20 protein-coding genes and 1 riboswitch are annotated in these 17765 nt (G+C 69.5%); of the genes, 12 read left to right on the top strand and 8 right to left on the bottom strand.

The annotated features are described in order from the left end of the window. Nucleotides 1-25 precede the first annotated feature (25 nt). Nucleotides 26-565 carry an ABATE domain-containing protein gene (locus tag ABXJ52_RS01575; protein ID WP_367038677.1) on the bottom strand — a complete coding sequence of 180 codons (540 nt, stop codon included), beginning with the start codon at nucleotides 563-565 and terminating at the stop codon, nucleotides 26-28. A gap of 77 nt (nucleotides 566-642) precedes the next feature. On the opposite strand from ABXJ52_RS01575, the gene ABXJ52_RS01570 reads away from it, so the two are divergent. The 4 genes from ABXJ52_RS01570 to ABXJ52_RS01555 all read left to right on the top strand — a co-directional run bounded on the left by ABXJ52_RS01570 (nucleotide 643) and on the right by ABXJ52_RS01555 (nucleotide 4277). Continuing rightward, entirely contained in the window at nucleotides 643-1398 is a 756-nt protein-coding gene (locus ABXJ52_RS01570; protein ID WP_367038674.1) for a haloacid dehalogenase type II, read from the top strand. Between the two features lie 168 nt (nucleotides 1399-1566). Beyond that, entirely contained in the window at nucleotides 1567-2679 is a 1113-nt protein-coding gene (locus ABXJ52_RS01565) for an ABC transporter substrate-binding protein (protein WP_367038671.1), read from the top strand. Between the two features lie 106 nt (nucleotides 2680-2785). Further along, the gene (locus ABXJ52_RS01560) at nucleotides 2786-3652 is read left to right on the top strand and encodes a GNAT family N-acetyltransferase (RefSeq protein WP_367038669.1); all 867 of its coding nucleotides are present in this window, start codon (nucleotides 2786-2788) and stop codon (nucleotides 3650-3652) included. A 112-nt stretch (nucleotides 3653-3764) separates the two neighbouring features. Beyond that, on the top strand, nucleotides 3765-4277 hold the full coding sequence (locus ABXJ52_RS01555) for a hypothetical protein (protein WP_367038667.1): 513 nt from the start codon (nucleotides 3765-3767) through the stop codon (nucleotides 4275-4277). Here ABXJ52_RS01555 and ABXJ52_RS01550 read toward each other — a convergent pair. Next, nucleotides 4225-4656: a hypothetical protein gene (locus ABXJ52_RS01550; RefSeq protein ID WP_367038665.1), complete on the bottom strand. Its 432-nt coding sequence runs from the start codon at nucleotides 4654-4656 to the stop codon at nucleotides 4225-4227. The genes ABXJ52_RS01555 and ABXJ52_RS01550 overlap by 53 nt on opposite strands. On the opposite strand from ABXJ52_RS01550, the gene ABXJ52_RS01545 reads away from it, so the two are divergent. Beyond that, complete coding sequence (locus ABXJ52_RS01545; RefSeq protein ID WP_367038663.1) at nucleotides 4649-4825, top strand: hypothetical protein; 177 nt, start codon at nucleotides 4649-4651, stop codon at nucleotides 4823-4825. The genes ABXJ52_RS01550 and ABXJ52_RS01545 overlap by 8 nt on opposite strands. Then, complete coding sequence (locus ABXJ52_RS01540) at nucleotides 4822-5424, top strand: response regulator transcription factor (RefSeq protein WP_367038661.1); 603 nt, start codon at nucleotides 4822-4824, stop codon at nucleotides 5422-5424. The genes ABXJ52_RS01545 and ABXJ52_RS01540 overlap by 4 nt, the downstream gene beginning before the upstream one ends. 4 nt (nucleotides 5425-5428) lie before the next feature. Here ABXJ52_RS01540 and ABXJ52_RS01535 read toward each other — a convergent pair whose 3' ends face one another. Then, nucleotides 5429-7129 carry an ABC-F family ATP-binding cassette domain-containing protein gene (locus ABXJ52_RS01535; protein WP_367038659.1) on the bottom strand — a complete coding sequence of 567 codons (1701 nt, stop codon included), beginning with the start codon at nucleotides 7127-7129 and terminating at the stop codon, nucleotides 5429-5431. Between the two features lie 213 nt (nucleotides 7130-7342). Then, nucleotides 7343-8389 carry a YncE family protein gene (locus tag ABXJ52_RS01530; protein ID WP_367038657.1) on the bottom strand — a complete coding sequence of 349 codons (1047 nt, stop codon included), beginning with the start codon at nucleotides 8387-8389 and terminating at the stop codon, nucleotides 7343-7345. 402 nt (nucleotides 8390-8791) lie between these two features. Between ABXJ52_RS01530 and ABXJ52_RS01525 the strand changes: the two genes are divergently transcribed. The 4 genes from ABXJ52_RS01525 (at nucleotide 8792) to ABXJ52_RS01510 (ending at nucleotide 13195) form a co-directional block, all read left to right on the top strand. Next, nucleotides 8792-10039: a glycosyltransferase gene (locus ABXJ52_RS01525; RefSeq protein ID WP_367038655.1), complete on the top strand. Its 1248-nt coding sequence runs from the start codon at nucleotides 8792-8794 to the stop codon at nucleotides 10037-10039. Nucleotides 10040-10143: 104 nt separating this feature from the next. Next, nucleotides 10144-11397, top strand: a complete 1254-nt coding sequence (locus ABXJ52_RS01520) for a sugar ABC transporter substrate-binding protein (RefSeq protein ID WP_367038653.1) — start codon at nucleotides 10144-10146, stop codon at nucleotides 11395-11397. After that, nucleotides 11394-12347, top strand: coding sequence for a sugar ABC transporter permease (locus ABXJ52_RS01515; protein ID WP_367038651.1), 954 nt, complete (start codon nucleotides 11394-11396; stop codon nucleotides 12345-12347). The genes ABXJ52_RS01520 and ABXJ52_RS01515 overlap by 4 nt, the downstream gene beginning before the upstream one ends. Next, nucleotides 12344-13195 (top strand): carbohydrate ABC transporter permease, encoded by an 852-nt coding sequence (locus ABXJ52_RS01510; RefSeq protein ID WP_367038649.1) that lies wholly within the window; start codon nucleotides 12344-12346, stop codon nucleotides 13193-13195. The genes ABXJ52_RS01515 and ABXJ52_RS01510 overlap by 4 nt, the downstream gene beginning before the upstream one ends. Before the next feature lie 89 nt (nucleotides 13196-13284). Here ABXJ52_RS01510 and ABXJ52_RS01505 read toward each other — a convergent pair whose 3' ends face one another. Together ABXJ52_RS01505 and ABXJ52_RS01500 are read right to left on the bottom strand one after the other, a co-directional pair. Beyond that, on the bottom strand, nucleotides 13285-14010 hold the full coding sequence (locus tag ABXJ52_RS01505) for a LysM peptidoglycan-binding domain-containing protein (RefSeq protein WP_367038647.1): 726 nt from the start codon (nucleotides 14008-14010) through the stop codon (nucleotides 13285-13287). A gap of 4 nt (nucleotides 14011-14014) precedes the next feature. Then, nucleotides 14015-14169, bottom strand: a riboswitch (cyclic di-AMP (ydaO/yuaA leader). A gap of 803 nt (nucleotides 14170-14972) precedes the next feature. Beyond that, nucleotides 14973-15164, bottom strand: a complete 192-nt coding sequence (locus ABXJ52_RS01500) for a hypothetical protein (RefSeq protein WP_367038645.1) — start codon at nucleotides 15162-15164, stop codon at nucleotides 14973-14975. Nucleotides 15165-15278: 114 nt separating this feature from the next. On the opposite strand from ABXJ52_RS01500, the gene ABXJ52_RS01495 reads away from it, so the two are divergent. Beyond that, nucleotides 15279-15806 (top strand): hypothetical protein, encoded by a 528-nt coding sequence (locus ABXJ52_RS01495; RefSeq protein WP_367038643.1) that lies wholly within the window; start codon nucleotides 15279-15281, stop codon nucleotides 15804-15806. 74 nt (nucleotides 15807-15880) lie between these two features. Here ABXJ52_RS01495 and ABXJ52_RS01490 read toward each other — a convergent pair whose 3' ends face one another. Next, nucleotides 15881-16051, bottom strand: coding sequence for a hypothetical protein (locus ABXJ52_RS01490; RefSeq protein ID WP_367038641.1), 171 nt, complete (start codon nucleotides 16049-16051; stop codon nucleotides 15881-15883). 134 nt (nucleotides 16052-16185) lie between these two features. Then, nucleotides 16186-17211 (bottom strand): WYL domain-containing protein, encoded by a 1026-nt coding sequence (locus tag ABXJ52_RS01485; RefSeq protein WP_367038639.1) that lies wholly within the window; start codon nucleotides 17209-17211, stop codon nucleotides 16186-16188. Between the two features lie 139 nt (nucleotides 17212-17350). Here ABXJ52_RS01485 and ABXJ52_RS01480 point away from each other — a divergent pair, with 139 nt between their 5' ends. Beyond that, nucleotides 17351-17746: a RidA family protein gene (locus tag ABXJ52_RS01480; protein WP_367048742.1), complete on the top strand. Its 396-nt coding sequence runs from the start codon at nucleotides 17351-17353 to the stop codon at nucleotides 17744-17746. The last annotated feature ends 19 nt before the right edge of the window (nucleotides 17747-17765 follow it).

The raw sequence follows: 17765 nt of genomic DNA, 5'->3' as shown, positions 1-17765 counted from the left end.
AAGGGTAGTACGACCGCTCTGCGGCTCACGGAGTGGCGTGTTTGCGGGCTCGGTAGGCGGCGGCCTTCACGCGGTTGCCGCAGGCCTGCATGCCGCACCAGGTGCGACGCGTGCCGCGCGAACGGTCGAGGTACAGACGGGTACAGCTCGGCCGCCCGCACTCCTTGAGGCAGGCATCGGGGTCGGCGAGCAAGGTGATCGCACTGCGGGCGACGTGGGCGAGCGCGGAGGGGAGATCTCCCGTCCGGCGGACGCCCGCGTCGCTGAGGTGGAGCGCGGGGGGCTGCCCAGCGGCGGCGTGGTTGAGGACGTCCAGGCAAGCCGCCTCGTAGCCACGGCCTTGTATGCGGTCGAGGGCGAGCTGGTGGACGGCCTCGCGAAGTTGCTGGGCGCGGGTGAGCGCCGCGCTGTCGGCGGTGACCTGATCGGGGAGTTCCTCGCAGGCCATGACCCACTGTTCGAGGTCGGCGGGCGTGGCCAGGAGTTCGTGGGGCCGGTCGCGGCGGGATTCCACGGTGGCGACCAGGTCCAGGGCGGGGTTGCCGCTCACGAAGGCGAAGTGCACGTCACCATCTTGACCGGTGACGAACTGTGCGGCAACACTCGTCACCGGTTGAACCGGTGACGCGAGGGGAGAGATGCATGTCCGGTACGGGCGATGTGGAGGCTGAGGCTGAGGTCGAGGTCGAGGTCGAGGTCGAGTCCACCGTTGAAGTGGTCGTTCTCGACGTGCTGGGGACGATGGTCGACGAATCCGGCGGGCTGCGTGCGGCGCTGGCTGAAGCGGTGTCCGCGCTTGGCGCCCGGCCGTCCGCCGAGATGACGGTGGAGCATCTGCTGGAGATCTGGCAGAGCCACGTCGAGCGTGAGCAGTGGCGCATGGGGGAGGGGGAACGGGCGTATGCGAACAGTGAGGTCATCGACCGGGAAGCGGCCGAGCGCGTGGCGGTCCGCGCCGGGCTGAGTGATCCGCTGTCCATCGAGCGGCTGGCCGAGGCAGCGCAGCGCCTGAGGCCTTGGGGAGATTCCGTTGCCGGGCTGGCGCGCCTTGCGAAGCGCTTCCCCGTGCTGGGGTTGTCTCACGCCAGCCGCGGGGTGCTGCTGCGGCTGAACGCGTACGCGGGGCTGCGTTGGCATCAGGTGCTGTCCGGTGAGGAGGCGCGTGCCTACAAGCCCGCGCCGGAGGTCTACCGACTCGCGGTCGAGGCGGCGGGGTGCCCGCCCGAGCGGGTGCTGATGGTCGCCGCGCACGCGTGGGATCTGCGGGGAGCCCAGTCCGTGGGAATGCGAACGGCGTATGTCCAGCGGCCGGTTGGGGATCCGCCGAGGAGTACGGACAGCTTCGACTGGCGGGTGGAGAGCCTGGATGAGCTGGCGACGGAGTTGCAGGCGGCGTAGTTGAGGCGCAGAGCCTCAGCCTCAGCCTCAGCCTCAGCCTCAGCCTCAACTGCAACCTCAACTTCAGCTTTAGGTTCACTGATCGTGGGAAATCAATTGCTTCCCGGCGATGGTGGTGGATGCAATGTTCCGCATGATCATCCAAGGTCAGGCAGGAGACGCCCACGCATGACTACGCCACCATCGATATCTGGAGCGGAGCGGACCGGCGGATCAACCGTCCAGGTCGGCGCTCTCGTTCCACTCACTCGGCCCGGCTGGGTCGAGGCGGGCCGACACTTGCTCGCCGGACTGGAGATGGCCACGCGTGAAGTCAATGACGCCGGCGGGATCGGCGGAAGTCCACTCGAGCTGCTGGTCCGGGACACCGCGGCTGATCCACAGAGGGCCGCGGCGGCCGTGGACGAACTCGCCGGTCTGGGCGTGGCCGCCGTGGTGGGGGAGTACCACAGCGTCGTCGCTCGCGCCGCCGCAGGCCGGGCCGACGCCCTGGGCCTGCCGTTCCTCTGCTCGTCGGCCGTTCTCGACGCGCTCACCGAACAGCCGACGCAGTGGGTCGCGCGCCTCCCTCCGCCGCAGTCACGCGGCTGGCAGGTCTACGCGGACTTCCTTCTCGGCGCGGGCCACAGCCGCATCGCCGTGGCAGCCCAGCCGAGCGTCTACTGGGCAGCCGGAACCCGCATCCTGCGGGACCACCTCGCTCCACGTGGTGGCACGCTCGTCGAGCTCGACATGAACGCGCTCACCCCAGCGGCCGTGTGCGACGAGCTCGTCGACAGTGGCGCGACAACACTCCTTCTGCTGGTCGGCCACCCCGAACCGGCCGTGCCGATCGTCAAGGCCGTCCGCCACGACCGGCGCCTCGCCGAGATCCTGATCGGGGCTCCCGCCGGGCAACCGGAGTTCGCGCAATGGGCGGAGCTGCTGGGCGCCGACGGCGCCGCGATCCCGTTCCTGCGCTACCTGCCCGAGAACTTCAGCCCCCTTGGGGCACGAGTCGAGGCGACCCTCCGCGAACGGCTCGGCGCACCGCCGTCCTTCGTCGCCTACGAGGGTTACGACACGGTCGTCGTCCTCGCCGAAGTTCTGCGCTCCCACGGCACGGACCGGGCGCGCATCGCCGAATCCTGGCCGCGCGTCGCGGTCGAAGGCACCCGGGGGCGGATCGAGTTCTCCCGCACGCCGGGCATCAGCGTGTGGCAGTGGGCCAGGACGCCGATCCAGGTCGTCGACCGGGATCCGGCGGAACCCGACCGCTTTCGGATTCTGCACGCCGGCTGAGACGTAAGGTGCCAATCGCCGTGCACACATGGTCAGTTGACTGACCCACTGCTCACCGACGGAAATCGGGTGCGGACAGTGGACGAGGTCGTGTCTGATCGGGGGCATGGCGATTGTGTTGAGCGAGCCGGGAGTCGACGAGCTGAGCGAGGCTGTGGCCGTGCTGCGGGAGTGGCAGTACGAAGGGGCTCCGATGCAACTGCACCCGGGGGACCTGGGCTGGTTCTGGCGGTCGGGTACGGAGGCGACGGCCGCGGCGGTCCGGACCTGGAGCCGCGGCGGCCGGATTCTCGCCGTAGGCCTGCTGGACGGCCCCGGGCTGCTGCGGTTGACGATCGCGCAGGAAGCCCAGTGGGACGAGGAGTTGGCGCGGCAGCTGGTCGAGGACGTAACCGATCCGGAGCGCGGTGTCCTGCCCGCGGGAAAGGCGAACATCGAGGCACCGATGGACGCACTGATGCAGGAGCTGCTGTTCGAGCGAGGTTGGAACACCGACGAGCCCTGGACGCCGCTCCGCCGTGACCTCGGAGAACGGGTAGGCGACCCAGGCGTGCGGACCGAGATGATCGGTCCCGCGCAGGCGCATGTGCGGGCCGCCGTGCATCGGGCATCGTTCGACGGGTCGACGTTCACGGACGAGCACTGGCACGCGGCGGCGGCCGGATTGCCGTACGCCGACGCCCGATGTCTGGTCGCGTACGACGAACAGGGCGCCGCGGTGGCGGCGGTGACGGTCTGGTCGGCCGGGCCGGGCAAGCCCGGATTGCTCGAACCCATGGGCGTGCACCGGGAGCATCGCGGCCAGGGCTACGGCAAGGCGATCACCGTCGCCGCGGCTGCCGCACTCCGGGACCTGGGCTCGTCGAGCGCGGTCGTCTGCACGCCGAGCTCCAACACCGGTGCCGTCGCCACCTACGAATCAGCCGGCTTCCGCCAACTCCCCGAGATGCGGGACCGATACCGTGACGCGTGACCGTGGGGGCACGCAGACGCACAGCGCGCCGTCAGGCGCAGGACAACCACGTCGGTGACGGAGCCACAAGGCGGTCGACGGAGCCGGGGAACGCCCGAAAGGCAGCTGCCACATGCTCATCCTCCTGATGTACGGCGCCATGTTCGCCGTACCGCTCTGGGTCGTCACGGTCGCGGTGAAGCTGATATCGGTCCTCCTTCCCGGACGCCGACCTGACTGGCTCAGAGACCTGCTGCTGTGGAGCGGGGGCGTGGGGGCCGCCGCAGCCGTCATCGTGTACACGTACGGCATGGGCCTGGTCCAGATGGACGCGAGCGAAGCCGAGTCCGGCGCGGGGTCCTCGCCCGCCGTTCCCTGCCGTTCCCTCCCGCCCGGCACACTCGACCAGCTCGCCGGGCACGAACCGTCGTACTTCCCGCTGGGCTTCGACTGTCTGCTGGAGAGCGGTCGCGCTGTCGAGGCCGGCGGGCCCTACGGCTTGTTCAACATCCTGGCCGCCGGCTTCGCCCTGGCGGCGGTGCTCCTGCTGATCGCGGTGGGGATTCTGGACGAGTACCGGGCGCGGAAGGGTGTTACCGGCGCGGTTCCCACCGGAAGAGGCGCGAGGCCAGCGCCACGGAGATGACGACCCACCCCAGCGTGGGCAGCAACAGGGGCAGGGACTCGGCCACGGGAACGCCGCCGTTCCAGGCGTCGAGGACGAGCTCGGTAGCCAAGCCGCCCGGCAGCAGCCGCTTGAGCAGGGTCAGCTCCTCGGTGCCGGTGATGGCCACCCAGTTCGTGACGGCGATGGCGCCGAGGCTGACGGGCAGCGTGGTCACCTGGGCGTGCTCGGGGGAGTTGGTCAGTCCCGCCGTGGCCAGTCCCAGCCCGAGCATCATGATCACCGTGGAGAGGACCGCCGCCGCCAGCACCGCGAGGATCGCGGTCACCTGGATCAGCGCGAGGACGGTAACCGGGAGCACGAGGCCGGCGAGAATGCCGAAGGCGGCCACGGTGAACATCACCCCCCTCCCCGGCCTCGGGGGTCTCGCCACCCTCAAGGAGCGAGTGGGCGACAACGGAGGCGAGCTGACGGTGGAGCAACGGGACGGGCGCTTCGTCACGGCCGCGGTGTTCCCTCGCCCCGGCTCGACGACACCGTCCCGCGCGGCACGGGAGGGCGACCGATGACCACCGTGGTCCTCGCCGACGACGAAGCCCTGCTCCGCAAGGCGCTCGCCGCGCTCCTGACGCTCGAAGGCGAGATCACCGTGCTCGCCGAAGCGCAGGACGGCGCATCGGCGATCCGGGCCACCTTGCACCACCGGCCGGACGTGGTCGTCATCGACCTGGAGATGCCCGGCGTCGACGGGCTCGGCGCGGTCGTGGAGATCCGCCGCGCACAGCCGGACCAGGTGATCCTCATGCTGATCCGCCACGCCAGGCCCGGGGTGCTGCGCAAGGCCCTGAAACTCGGCATCCAGGGCTTCGTCAGCAAGTCGGCGGAGCCCGCGCACATCACGGAGGTCATCCACACGCTGCACGAGGGCAGACGGTGGATCGACCCCGACGTCTCCGCGCTCGCCGTCGTCGACGACTGCCCCCTCACCGACCGGGAGATCGACGTCCTGCGTGTGACGGGCGAGGGGTACTCCGTCGCCGACATCGCCATCCGCCTCAGCCTCGCGCAGGGCACCGTACGCAACTACCTGTCGAACGCCATGCACAAGACGCAGACACGAACCCGGCACGAAGCGGCGCGCTACGCGCGGGAACACGACTGGCTGTAGACGCTCAGCGCACTGGATCGGGCTCGCTCACCGAGGTCCCGCCGATTCCGCCACCTCCTCCCACTTCGAGACGTGGCCAGTGCGCGAGGTCCCGCAGAAGCTGTCGGTCGTGCGTCGCGACGACGACGGCGGCGCTCGTCTCGCGCAGCGCCTCGGTCAACTCGTCGACCAGCGTGGACGACAGGTGGTTGGTGGGCTCGTCGAGCAGGATCAGGCTGGGCCGCCCGGCCAGTGCGAGTGCCAGGTCCAGACGCCGCTGCTGACCCTGTGACATCCGCCCGACCGGCGTGCGCAGCGCATCGGAGTCCAGCAGCCCGAGCGCCCCGAGCGGTACGGCTTCGGCGTCGCGGATCACCCCGCCGGCCACCAGCCGCCCCACATGTCGGGCGTGCACCTCGCGGGCGGTGAGGCCGGGGTCCTGCTGGGCGGTCTCCTGGGTGACCTGGACGATACGGGCACCCTTCGCCGTCCGGACCTGCCCGTGCGTGGGCTGGAGGGAGCCGGAAAGCACCGCGAGCAGCGTGGACTTCCCGGCGCCGTTGGGCCCGGTGACCAGGAGCCGGTCGCCGCCGTCGAGGGTGAGGCCGACCGGACCGCCGAGACGCCCTTCGACCGCGACGCCGTGTGCCCGCAGCTGTGGCGCGCCCGGCCGGACACCGAGGTCCGGCCACCGCAGCGTGGGCGGCGGCTGCGGCACGTCGATCCGGTGCGCCTCCAGGGCGTCCTGCTGACGCTTCAGGGCCTGTACGACGCCGGGGGCGCGGGACTGGCGTTGATGCTTGCCGGTGCCCTTGTCCGGCCGCCAGCCGGTGGAGAGCCGGTCGCGGGCAGCCGACACGGAGTCCTGCAGCCGCCGGTGCTCGGCCTGCTGCGCCTCGTGGTCCTGCTCCCAGCGCTCCCGCTCACGGCGCCGCGCGCCCTGCCAGGCGTCATAGCCGCCCGCGTACAGGCGCGGCTTCCCGTCGCGGGACGGGTCGAGGTCCAGGAAACGGTTCGCGACGTCCCGCAGCAGCGCCCGGTCGTGGCTGACGACGGCGAGGCCGCCGTCGTGCTCGCGCAGCCTGCGGGTGAGGAAATCGAGCCCACCGGCGTCGAGGTGGTTGGTCGGCTCGTCGAGCAGCAGGATGTCGTGCCGTGCGCCGAGCAGACACGCGAGGCGTACGCGATAACGCTGCCCGACCGACAGTGTCGACAAGAGACGCTCGCGGTCGGTGCAGGCGCCGAGAGCCTCCAGGGCGACATCGACGCGGCGTTCGGCGTCCCATGCGTCGAGCCGGGTGGCGGCGTCGAGCGCGGCGGCATAGCGGTCGTCGGCAGCGACATCGCCCTCGGCCATGGCAAGGGTCGCCTCGTCCAGTGCGGCGAGGGCCGCGAGCGAAGCGGCCAGCGCCTGGGACGTCAGGGTGCCGACGGTCTCCCCGTCGCCCACGGACAACTCCTGGCGGGCCAGGCCGATCGTCCCGGCCCGGTGCACGGCGCCCTCGTCGGGCGTGAGCAGGCCCGCCAGGACATGCAGCAGCGTTGTCTTGCCCCGGCCATTCTCGCCCACGACGGCGATACGTGACCGGGCGGAGAGCGTGACCGAGACGTCGTTCAGGACCCGCCGGGACCCGCGGGTGACGATGAGCCCCTGGGCGCGGACGTGCGCACTTCCGCCCGCGTCGACGGGCAGGGGCATGGCTTCGGGGGTGGGAGTGAGGTTCAACGGATGCTCCGCAGCTCGCAGTGGAGCCGGGCAGCAAGAAGCGGCCGCCCGGCGGGAACCGGAACGGCGGCGAACTCAACAGGGAGAAGGCGCCGCCGTCAGCGGGCGGAGCGGACCTTCTGCGACCAGATACCTCGTGCCATAACGATCAGGCTAGCAGGAGTGGCCGGAGCGGCCGAAGGCGTTTTCGCCTGCTCGGGGGCAGCGACACGGTCACCCGGCGCGCACATCCTGGCCGGAGGCAGCGGGCAACAGCACCGCGGAGTCCGGTTCCGACCGGGTGCCGAAGCCGCCGACGACGGTGAAGCGGTCCAGGTCGACGACGGCAATCCGATCCGTGCCCAGGAGGGATACGTACGCACGTGCCTTGCCCGGGTGGAGCGTCACCGCGGACGGCGTCCCGTCGAGGTGAAGGGAACGGATGCGCCGCAGGTCGGTGCTCCATACGGAGAGGGTGTTGGCGACGATGTCCGTCACCAACAGCCGTTCGTCATCGAGCGTGTAGACCCGCAGCGGATCTCCGCCCGTCTTCCTCGTCCGCCGCACCTTCATGGTGCGGGCATCCAGCGCGACCAGTGCGGAACTCTTGCGAGCCCCGACGAAGAGCGTCTTCTCGTCCCGGCTCAGACAGCTGCTCTCGGGCAGCTGGCCGGGGGAGACGAGGACAGGCGGGACGGAGGCGTCGTGCGGGCGCACGAGGCTCACCGTGTGGGACAACAGGCCGGTGACATAGGCTCGTTCGCCGTCACGGCTGAGCGTGAACAAGTGGGTCTTCACCCCGTGGGTGGGCACTGCCCTGGTCGGCGCGAGGTCGGTCGCCGGATCGTCGAACCCGAGCAGAACCGCCTTCTCCTCGCTCAGCGCGTACAGCCGGTCGAGGCGGTCGATGCCCATCCCGTGGACGCGGTTGAAGGGCCGGGTGTCGATCGTCCGGGCCAGGGACCGCTCGGCGAGGTCGATGACGAAGACAGCGGCGCCGCCCTCACCGACGGTGGAGGACATGCGTACGCCGTAGTGCCCGACGTAGGCGAATCGCCTGCGCGAATCGACGACCATCTCGTGGGGGTAGTCGGGCAGTTGGACGGTCCGCAGGCGCTTGCCCGACTCGACGTCGTAGAAGCTGACCGCGTGGCTGCTCTTCTCCACCACCAGCAGTACGTCGGCCTCCGCCGCCCGGGAAGCGGCTGACACGGGTGTGGACAGCCCGCTCGCCAGCGTCCCCGCACCCATCGCCTTGATCACTGTCCGACGCGTCGCCACAGTCCCGCACCCCGATCTCTCGCTCGCCCGCTCGCCTGATCGCTCGCCTGCCCGCCATCGTGATCGGCGAGGGAGCCTGGCGTCCAGACGGCCTGCCCGGAATACAAGGGAGACTCCGACGAGTTGCCGTCGCGCGTGGGGCACGAGCCTTGTGGCGTAGAGGAAATGCGCAGGATCGGCCTGTTTTCGGCCGCGTCGGGGGAGGACGGTAGGGATAGGGCGTACCGACCGCGACGAGCTCCCCTCCACGGCCGGTGCAGCCCGACCATGGACGCCGGCGAAGCGGGAATGCGTCGGCGTTCATGGGCGCCCGGGGTGGAGGCCCAGCCTTCTGCGCCGACACGCCGGTGAGTGAACCCGTCGCGCTCGGCGCGCGGCCCCGGGGTCTGACATCCTGACGCGGTGCGCGTACTGATCGTTACGGCGGGAAGCTGGGGCGACGTCGCCCCTTTCACCGGACTGGGCGTGCGACTGCGCTCGGCGGGACACGAGGTGGTCCTCGCCACCCACGAGCGCTTCGAGCAGGCGGTGACCGCCCACGGCCTCGGCTTCAGACCCCTGCCGGTCGACCCACGGCAGGAACTGGCATCGCAGGACGGCCAGGGCCTCGCCAGAGCGGTCAGCCCGCCCGTGGCCATGGCGCGATTGATGCGCATGGCGCGGGCGTTCATGCCCCGGCTGACGGCCGGGGTCGCGGACGCCGTGCGAGAAGGCACCGATGTGGTGCTGAGCTCCACGGTCACCGACCCCATGTGCGCGGCGCTCGGCGAGGCACTGGACGTGCCGAGCATCGGGGTCTACCTCCAGCCGGTCCACCCCACGGGCGCCTTTCCGCCGCTCATCAGCGGCGCCCGCTCCCTCGGGGCGTACGGCAACCGCCTGGCCGCCCAGGCCCTGTGGCTCGGCAGCGACCCCATCTTCGCCCCCGCGGTCAGCGCCCTGCGCCGCGAACTGGGCCTGCCGCGCCGCCGGTTCGGTGGTCCGCTCGGCCTGCCGCGCGGGCGTAGCGTCCTGCACGGCTTCAGCCCGCGGATCGTCCCCCGCCCCGCCGACTGGCCCTCGGGACACGAGGTGGGCGGCTACTGGTGGCCCCCGGTCACCCCCGACTGGCAGCCGGATCCGCGACTGGTGGACTTCCTCGACGCGGGGCCACCGCCGGTGTTCGCCGGCTTCGGCAGTTTCGTCACCGCCGACTCCGGGCGGCTGAGCACCCTGCTCGCCGACGCCCTGCGCCGCGCGAAGGTGCGCGGCATCATCCAGGCCGGCTGGAGCGGCCTGCACGCCGAGAACGACGACCTGATCACCGTCCAGGAAGTCCCGCACGCCTGGCTGTTCCCCAGGACAGCCGCCGTCATCCACCACGCGGGCGCCGGCACCACCGCGGCCGGTCTGCGCGCCGGAACCCCTTCGGTTCCCGTCCCCGTCCAGCTCGACCAGAACTTCTGGGCCACCCGCCTGCACACCCTGGGCCTTTCACCGCGGCCGGTGCGCTACCAACGCCTGACCGTGGACCGTCTCTCCCAGGCGGTCACCACGGCTGTCCACAGTCCCGTCCTGCGGGCCCGCGCCCAGGACACGGCCGCCTCCCTCGCCAGGGAGGACGGCACTCGGCAGGTCCTCGACGCGATCGAGCGACTCGGCCGACGGTGAGTCCGCAGGCCGACACACGGCCGTAGTCCCCCTGTCGTAATCCGGCTGCATGGTTGATCGTTGGGCCGTCGGGATCAGCCGTAGACCGAACAGGGGGACGACCTATGACCATCAGCCGCAGGGGACTGCTCGGGGCGGGCGCGGCGTTGGGGCTGCTCACCGGATGTGGCTCCAACACCGGCCGGGACGACGGTGGTTCAGGAAACGGGCCGAAGCTGTCGCAGTGGTACCACCAGTACGGCGAGCAGGGCACCGAGCAGGCCGTCAAGAAGTACGCCGCCGCCTACAAGAAGGCGAACGTCACCGTGCAGTGGCGGCCGGGCAACTACGACGAGCAGACCGCGGCCGCGCTCCTCACCGACTCGGGACCCGACGTCTTCGAGGTCAACGGCCCCTCCCTCGACCAGATCCAGGGCAAGCAGGTCGCCGACCTCACCGAGCTGTTCGACGGCGTCAAGGACGACTTCAACCCTGCCGTCCTCGCCCCGAAGACGTACGACGGCAGGATCTGGGGCATCCCTCAAGTCGTCGACATGCAGATGCTCTACTACCGCAAGAGTCTGCTCGCCGACGCGGGTGTCCAGCCGCCGAAGACGCTGGACGAACTCGTGGACGCCGCGAAGAAACTCACGTCGAAGAAGACGAAGGGCCTGTTCCTCGGGAACGACGGAGGCGCCGGTGTCCTGGGCGGCACGCCCCTCTACGCGGCCGGCCTCGAACTCGTCACCGCCGACGGAAAGGTCGGCTTCGACGACCCGGCGGCAGCCCGCGCCCTCGGCAAGATCCACCGGTTGTACGCCGACAAGTCGCTGCTCCTGGGCGCGCCCGCCGACTGGTCCGACCCGTCGGCGTTCGTCCAGGGACTGACCGCCATGCAGTGGTCGGGCCTGTGGGCGCTGCCCACCGTGCAGAAGGAACTGGGCGACGACTTCGGTGTCCTGCCGTTCCCGAAGGATGGTTCCGCGGGCAAGCCGTCGGTGCCGGTCGGGGCGTACGCCGCCGCGGTCAGCGCCCGCAGCAAACACCAGAAGGCCGGCAAGGACTTCCTCAAGTGGCTGTGGATCGACAGCGCCGACCGGCAGGAGGACTTCGCCCTCGCGTACGGATTCCACATCCCGGCCCGCATGTCCCTGGCGAAGAGGGCCGAGAAGCTCAGCAAGGGCGCGGCGGCCGACGCCGTGCGCTACACCACGGACCACGGCCACGCCGAACCCCTCCTGTGGACCCCGGCCAGCAGGAGCGCGTACCAGGACGCCCTGAGCCGCATCATCAAGGACGGCGCGAGCCCCGACGACGAACTCAGGAAGGTCGTGCGCAAGGTGTCCGACGAACTCGGCCGGGTGAAGAAGAAGTCGTGACCACAACAGCCCCTCGCGAGCAAAAGGCAACAGGGCGAAGGAAGTTGTGGGGTCACCAGAACCGCACCCTCTGGTTCTGGGTGTTCGTCGGGCCCTTCCTGCTGGGCCTCGGCGTCTTCACGTACATCCCGCTCGGCTGGAGCGTCTACCTCAGCTTCTTCGACGCCCACAACACCGTCACCCCGGACGACTTCGTCGGCCTCGGCAACTACACCGACATGCTGCGCAACGAGGCGTTCACCGACAGCCTGTGGACCTTCCTCGTCTTCTCGCTCTTCATCGTGCCCGCGACCTACGCGCTCTCCCTCGCGCTCGCCCTGATGGTCCACCGGCAGCGCCGCGCCCAGGCGTTCTTCCGTTCGGTCTTCTTCCTGCCCGCCGCCTGCTCCTACGTCGTGGCCGCGCTCATCTGGAAGATGTCGATCTTCAACGGCGTACGGTTCGGGCTCGCCAACACCGTCCTCGGCTGGTTCGGCGGCGACCAGATCGCCTGGCTCTCGACCACCGACCCACCCTGGTACTGGGCCGTCATCGTCACCGTACGGCTCTGGCTCCAGGCGGGCTTCTACATGGTGCTCTTCCTCGCCGGGCTCCAGCGCATCAGCCCCACCCTCTACGAGGCGGCGGCCGTGGACGGGGCGCGGCCAGGCTGGCAGGTTTTCCGTCACATCACGTTCCCGCAGCTGAGGGCCACGTCCGTGGCGGTGGTCCTGCTCCTGGTCATCAACGCCTTCCAGGCGTTCGACGAGTTCTACAACCTGCTCTCGGACTCGCGCGGTTACCCGCCCTACGCCAGACCCCCACTCGTCTACCTCTACTACACGGCGCTGGGACAGGGGCAGAACCTCGGCCTCGGCAGCGCGGGCGCCGTCCTGCTGGCCCTGATCATCGCGGTGGTGACGGTGGGTCAGGCCAAGTGGTTCGGGCTCGGCAGGAAGGAGGCGGAATGAGAGACCACTCGAGGGACGACGCCAGGGTCAGGGCGGGACGCGCGCTGCGGCTCTCGCTGCTCATCGCGCTCGCGCTGCTGTTCCTGATCCCCTTCTACCTCCTCGTGCGCAACGGCCTCTCGTCCGAGAGCGACATCACATCGCCCGAGTGGACCTTCTTCCCCTCCACAATGCGGTGGGGAAACATCGAGGAACTCTTCGACGACACGTCGGTGCCGTTCGCCCGCTCTCTGCTCAACTCCTCGCTCATCGCGGTCGCGACGACGCTCGGCACGCTGCTGCTGGCCTCACTCGCCGGCTACGGCCTGGCCCGCATCCCGTACCGCCACGCGAACAAGGTGTTCTACGCGATCCTCGGCACCCTGATGGTCCCGGCGTCCGTCACCTTCGTGCCGACGTTCGTCCTGGTGTCCTCGCTCGGCTGGGTGTCGACGCTGCGCGGTCTGATCGTCCCGACCCTGTTCTCCGCGTTCGCGTGCTTCATCTTCCGGCAGTACTTCCTCGGATTCCCACGGGAGTTGGAGGACGCGGCGCGTGTCGACGGGCTCGGTTACTGGCGCACGTACTGGCGGGTGGTCGTACCCAACTCCAGGCCGGTCTTCGCTGCGGTGGGCACGATCGTCTTCATCGGCGCGTGGAACTCGTTCCTGTGGCCGCTGGTCATCGGCCAGGACCGCGACGCGTGGACGGTGCAGGTGGCCCTGTCGTCGTTCACCACGTCGCAGGTGATCAGGCTGCACGAACTCTTCATCGCGGCCGCCGTGTCGATCGTGCCGCTGCTCGTGGTGTTCCTGTTCTTCCAGCGGTGGATCGTGGCGGGGGTGGAACGCTCGGGCATCGACGACTGACGCCACCGCATCGCGCAGGCCTGAGCCCTGGACACCTGGCGGGCCGGGGCTCAGAGCGGTCGAGAGGCCGGATACGCGGCCGGTGCGGCCTAGTACGGGCCGTTCACGTTGTCGATCGAGCCGTACCGGTCGGCCGCGTAGTTGCAGGCGGCGGTGATGTTGGCGACCGGGTCGAAGCTGTCCAGCGAGGTGCCGGGCACGTGGTAGGCGTCGAACGTGGGCGCGATGACCTGCAGGAGCCCCTTGGACGGGGTACCGGCGGCAGCGTTGACGTCCCAGTTGTTGGTGGCCAGCGGGTTGCCGGAGGACTCGCGCATGATGTTGCGGTGGATGCCCTCGTAGGAGCCGGGGATGCCGCGCTGGGCCATGATGTCGAGCGATTCCTTGATCCAGCCGTCGAGGTCGTTCGTGTACGCCTTCTTCGCCGGGGCGGAGGCGGGCTTCGCGGCGGACGCGTCCTTGCGCTCGGAGCGGTCCGTCCGCTCGGCGGGGGCCTTCTCGCCGAGGGTGAGCTTGAGGCCGGGGTGGATCAGTGCCGGGTCACCGCCGAGGGCGTCACGGTTGTCCTGGTACAGCTTCTTCCAGCCGCCGCTCAGCGAGTGCTCGCGAACGATCTTGGAGAGGGTGTCGCCCGCGGCCACGACGTACGTCTTCGGGGCGGCGGCGGGCTTCGCGGCCGCGTCTGCCGGCGCGGCGGTGGCGGCGGTCGCGCCGATGACCGGGAGTACGAGCACGGCCCCGCCCGTGCCCGCGGCGGCGATGCCCCGGGTGAGTGAGCTGGACTTGGGACGGCGGTGCTTACCCTTTGCAGGCATGACGAATTCCTCTCCGTCGCCTACGAGGTGAGCTGTCGGGTTCGGACGGGAGATGTCCGGTCGCACTGCGCATGCGACTTCACCCCTAGCCGTTCCGTTGTCCGGACCGGCGGCTTACCTGGGTCCCCCGCTCCTGCCGAGCGTAGGTGTTTGATGGGAAGGGTTTCCGGACAGCGGCAGGATTCGGCGTTCCATCCGGATTGAGGGTGACGTTAAGCGAGAAAGGCCGGAGGGAACAAGGGCGGAATTCGAATAGGGAATGCGAGAGGCCCGCCCCCGCCGACAGGGCCCACACACCCCCAATGATCGAATAGCCCCAACTTTCTTTGCGGAGAACGAAAGTGCGCCGAACGGCTCTCTTCGGGCCCTGGGCGGTGGGTGTGACCTATTCCACTGAATGGGAGAGGGGTAGGAGGGGGAGTCGCGCGTGCTGTGGATCGCGCCATTTCGGGCTAGGGCTGCGCAATACGGGCGGGGCTTTAAATGCGTCACTAACAGTCTGTAGAGGTACTTTATATGGGCAATCTGGACACGGGGTTTGGGCGTCATTCTGTGCCTAAAGGGACATACTGCTCATGAGTGGGTCGATGAGGGGGTGTCCCGGGCTGCTCGTGCTGGGAGGGGGCACTCTGCCCGCTGGGTGATTTCGGGGTCGGGGATTCTCGGGTCGGGGGGCGATCGGCCCGTCGACATCGAACGGTCGAGGCTAGAGTCGGCCAGGACGACTTATTCGGCAGCCCTTGGAGTTGTGCGGCGGAGCAAAACCCTTCCCACGACTTGCACTTGTAGGGCGGGCGATTGTGGCGAACGGGTCTGGAATATGATCGGGCTGACCGTCACGGTATTCAAGGAGTTCACAATCGGCGTTGTCTCCGACCAGACGACACGGCCTCCGAGAGTGTTCAACAGGCCCAGCACCTGGGCCGGTTGTGGGTCGGCGGATCGCCGGAGGGGGTGCGATGCTAGATGCCGCTGCCCGCGCCGGGTAGTTCGTTGTGGCCCTCGGTCCAGTTGTTGACCCAGCCGCACACCCCGCACGCGTAGCGGCCGTTGACGCCCGACACTTCGGTGCCGCACCGGCGGCAGTCCGTCGTGGTGATCTCCTGGGAGTCCAGGAACGCCATGGCCGGCGTATGGGGCTGTTCGGATGTCATGCTCTCGACCCTATCCGTGAGGTTGAGGTCGGCCTGGGGCGGTCATGATCCTCTGCGAGGGAGGGGCATGAGCATGAACGTGTATCGGCTGGATGACGTCAGAGGAGGCTTGCGGTGACTCCGACGGAAATACCCGGGCCCGAGCCCGACTGGCAGCCGGCCACCAGCCCGCCCTACTACAGCGGCAACAATCCGGCCCATCAGTGGAGCGTTTGGGAGCACTGCTCGCCGCTCTTCCAGATGATCGGAGGGCTCGAACTTTCAGTACAGCTCGTGGCGAACCGCTTGCGTCTGCACGTGGAACGGTCGTGGGACGGGCTGGACGATCTCGACGTCGTGTTGTTTCTGCTGCGGGGCTTCAGCTTCGCCGTCAGCAAACACGACGGTAATCCCGCCGGAGTCTCCCTGGTCTGGCTCACCCAGTCGCACGAGGACGCGGACAAGGCACTGGACGCTCTCCTGGAGGTGCTCGGGGTGGGCGAGGGGATCGTGGCGTTCCGCGGCGACTTTCGGGACACCTCGTCAGAACCATCCAATACGGCAGCAAGTGAACGCACCGCTGGAGACGTTGCCACCTCCGGTCGGACCTCATGGTGGGCAAGGATTCGGCGCGCGCTCGGCACGAGAACGCCCACGGATTAGCACGCAGCCGACATGCATCTCGACGCCGGATTCGGAGGCGGCCGGACGGTAACGGCCCGCATCGGGTCAGCCGCTCAGCTCTGGCTAGGTGAGGGGACGGTGATCTCTCCGGCTTTCTGTCCGGGCGAGCCGGTCGGCACCGCGAAAGCGAACTCCCAGGCGTCCGAGGCCAAAGGGGAGCGCAGGACGACGGCGGCAAGGAGGACATCGAACTCCTCCAGTCCGGCGGCCACGACGACGGACATGTGGTAGCCCCGTGCAGCGGACCGGCGCGCAATGCGGCGCGTCAGGAGCCGACCGGGCAACTCACGGGCGGGTAAGGCTGTCCCGTGTGGATTCACCGCAGCGGGGCCACACCACGGACTCCGGCGGCAACGCCTCAGCCACACACCGCGTCGTCCCTTCGAGGCTCTCGGTCGGGCAGCACCGGGATGGCCGATTCTCCGTAGCGGTCGGCAAGCGCGGTGGCGCGGTTGCGCAGGGACGTGCGCAGCGACTGGGGGGACAGGGCTTCCGCGTCGATGCCGAGCTGCCACAGCGCCCATTCGGCATGCCGTGCGTCTTGGAAGGTCACCTCCAGCCGCAGCCAGCCGTCCGCGTCGGGGTCTTCCGCGCGGACGGCCAACGCGGTGTCCAGCAACTCCTCCCGCCGCGCCGAACTCACCCGTAGCAGCACGGTGATGTGGTCGCCGCCGGCCAGGAACTGGGCCGAGCGTTCACGCCAGATCCGGTCAAGGTCGACCCGGTCGGGACGCTGCGCCGTTTCGGGGAGTTCCTCGGCGGCCAGTACCCGCGACAGCCGGTAGGTGCGGTCGGCCCCGGATCTCGTGGCCAGCAGGTAGCTGCGGTCGCGTGCGGTCACCAGGCCGATCGGGTCCACCGTGCGCCACCGCGGTGCCTGGCCCGTGGCCGCGTAGTGGATGCGCAGCTTGTGTCCGGCGAGCACCGCGCGCCGTACCTCGATCATGGTCGTGCCGGGTACGTCATCGATGTCCACCCGGCGTGAGAGCAGGTCGGTCTGCGGCTCGACGAGGAACCGCTGTGCCGCGTCGCTCGCGGTGGCACGGTGGCTTTCGGGCAGCGCGTCGACCACCTTCCGCATGGCCGATACGAGCGCAGAGCCGAGGCCGAACGCCTGCTCGCCGCGCCCCGATCCGGCGGTCAGCAGCGCGAGGGCCTCATCGTGGTTCAGGCCGGTGAGTTCGGTCCGGAAACCGGGCGACAACGCGAAACCGCCGTGCCGGCCGCGTTCGGCGTAGACCGGGACTCCGGCCGATGACAGCGCCTCGATGTCGCGCAGCACCGTGCGGGTGGATACCTCCAGCTCGCGGGCGAGCGTGTCCGCGGTCAGCCGACCGCGCTGACGCAGCAGCAGCACCAGTGAGACCAGCCGGTCGGCGCGCATCCGAGAACTTTGTCGAAATACATGACCAAGGGTGTCGTGAATTGTTGCGAGGCTCATCAACACGACATCGGGGCACGGCGGCACTGTTGAGCCGAGGGCCGGTGCGTACTTCCCTGTACTGAATGGAACTGACGTGACAGTGCGAAGAACGGCGATCAACCCGGCGACATGGTCGGTGGACATGGGCTTCAACCAGGGTGAGGTCGTCTCCGGGCACACCCGGACGTTGTACATCTCGGGGCAGACCGCGATGAGCGAGGAGGGCAAGCCCGAGCACGACGGCGACATGGCGGCGCAGTTGGCACGAAGCGTCGACAACCTGAAGTCCGTGCTCGGCGAGGCCGACATGTCTCTAGCGAACCTCGTCCGACTCAACGTCTACACGACGGACGTCGACCTACTGTTCCGGCACTACGGCGTACTGGCAGGGCAGTTGGGAGCCGCCGGCGTGGCGCCCACCACCACGATGCTCGGGGTGACGCGGCTGGCGATCCCCGGCCAGATGGTCGAGCTCGAAGGGACCGCCGTCGCGTGACGTGACCGCGGACGGCCGC

It is taken from the genome of Streptomyces sp. Je 1-332, from assembly GCF_040730185.1.
GTDB lineage: Bacteria > Actinomycetota > Actinomycetes > Streptomycetales > Streptomycetaceae > Streptomyces.
The sequence above is the reverse complement of the archived record's forward strand: the minus strand, read 5'-3'. Positions and strand labels throughout refer to the sequence as shown.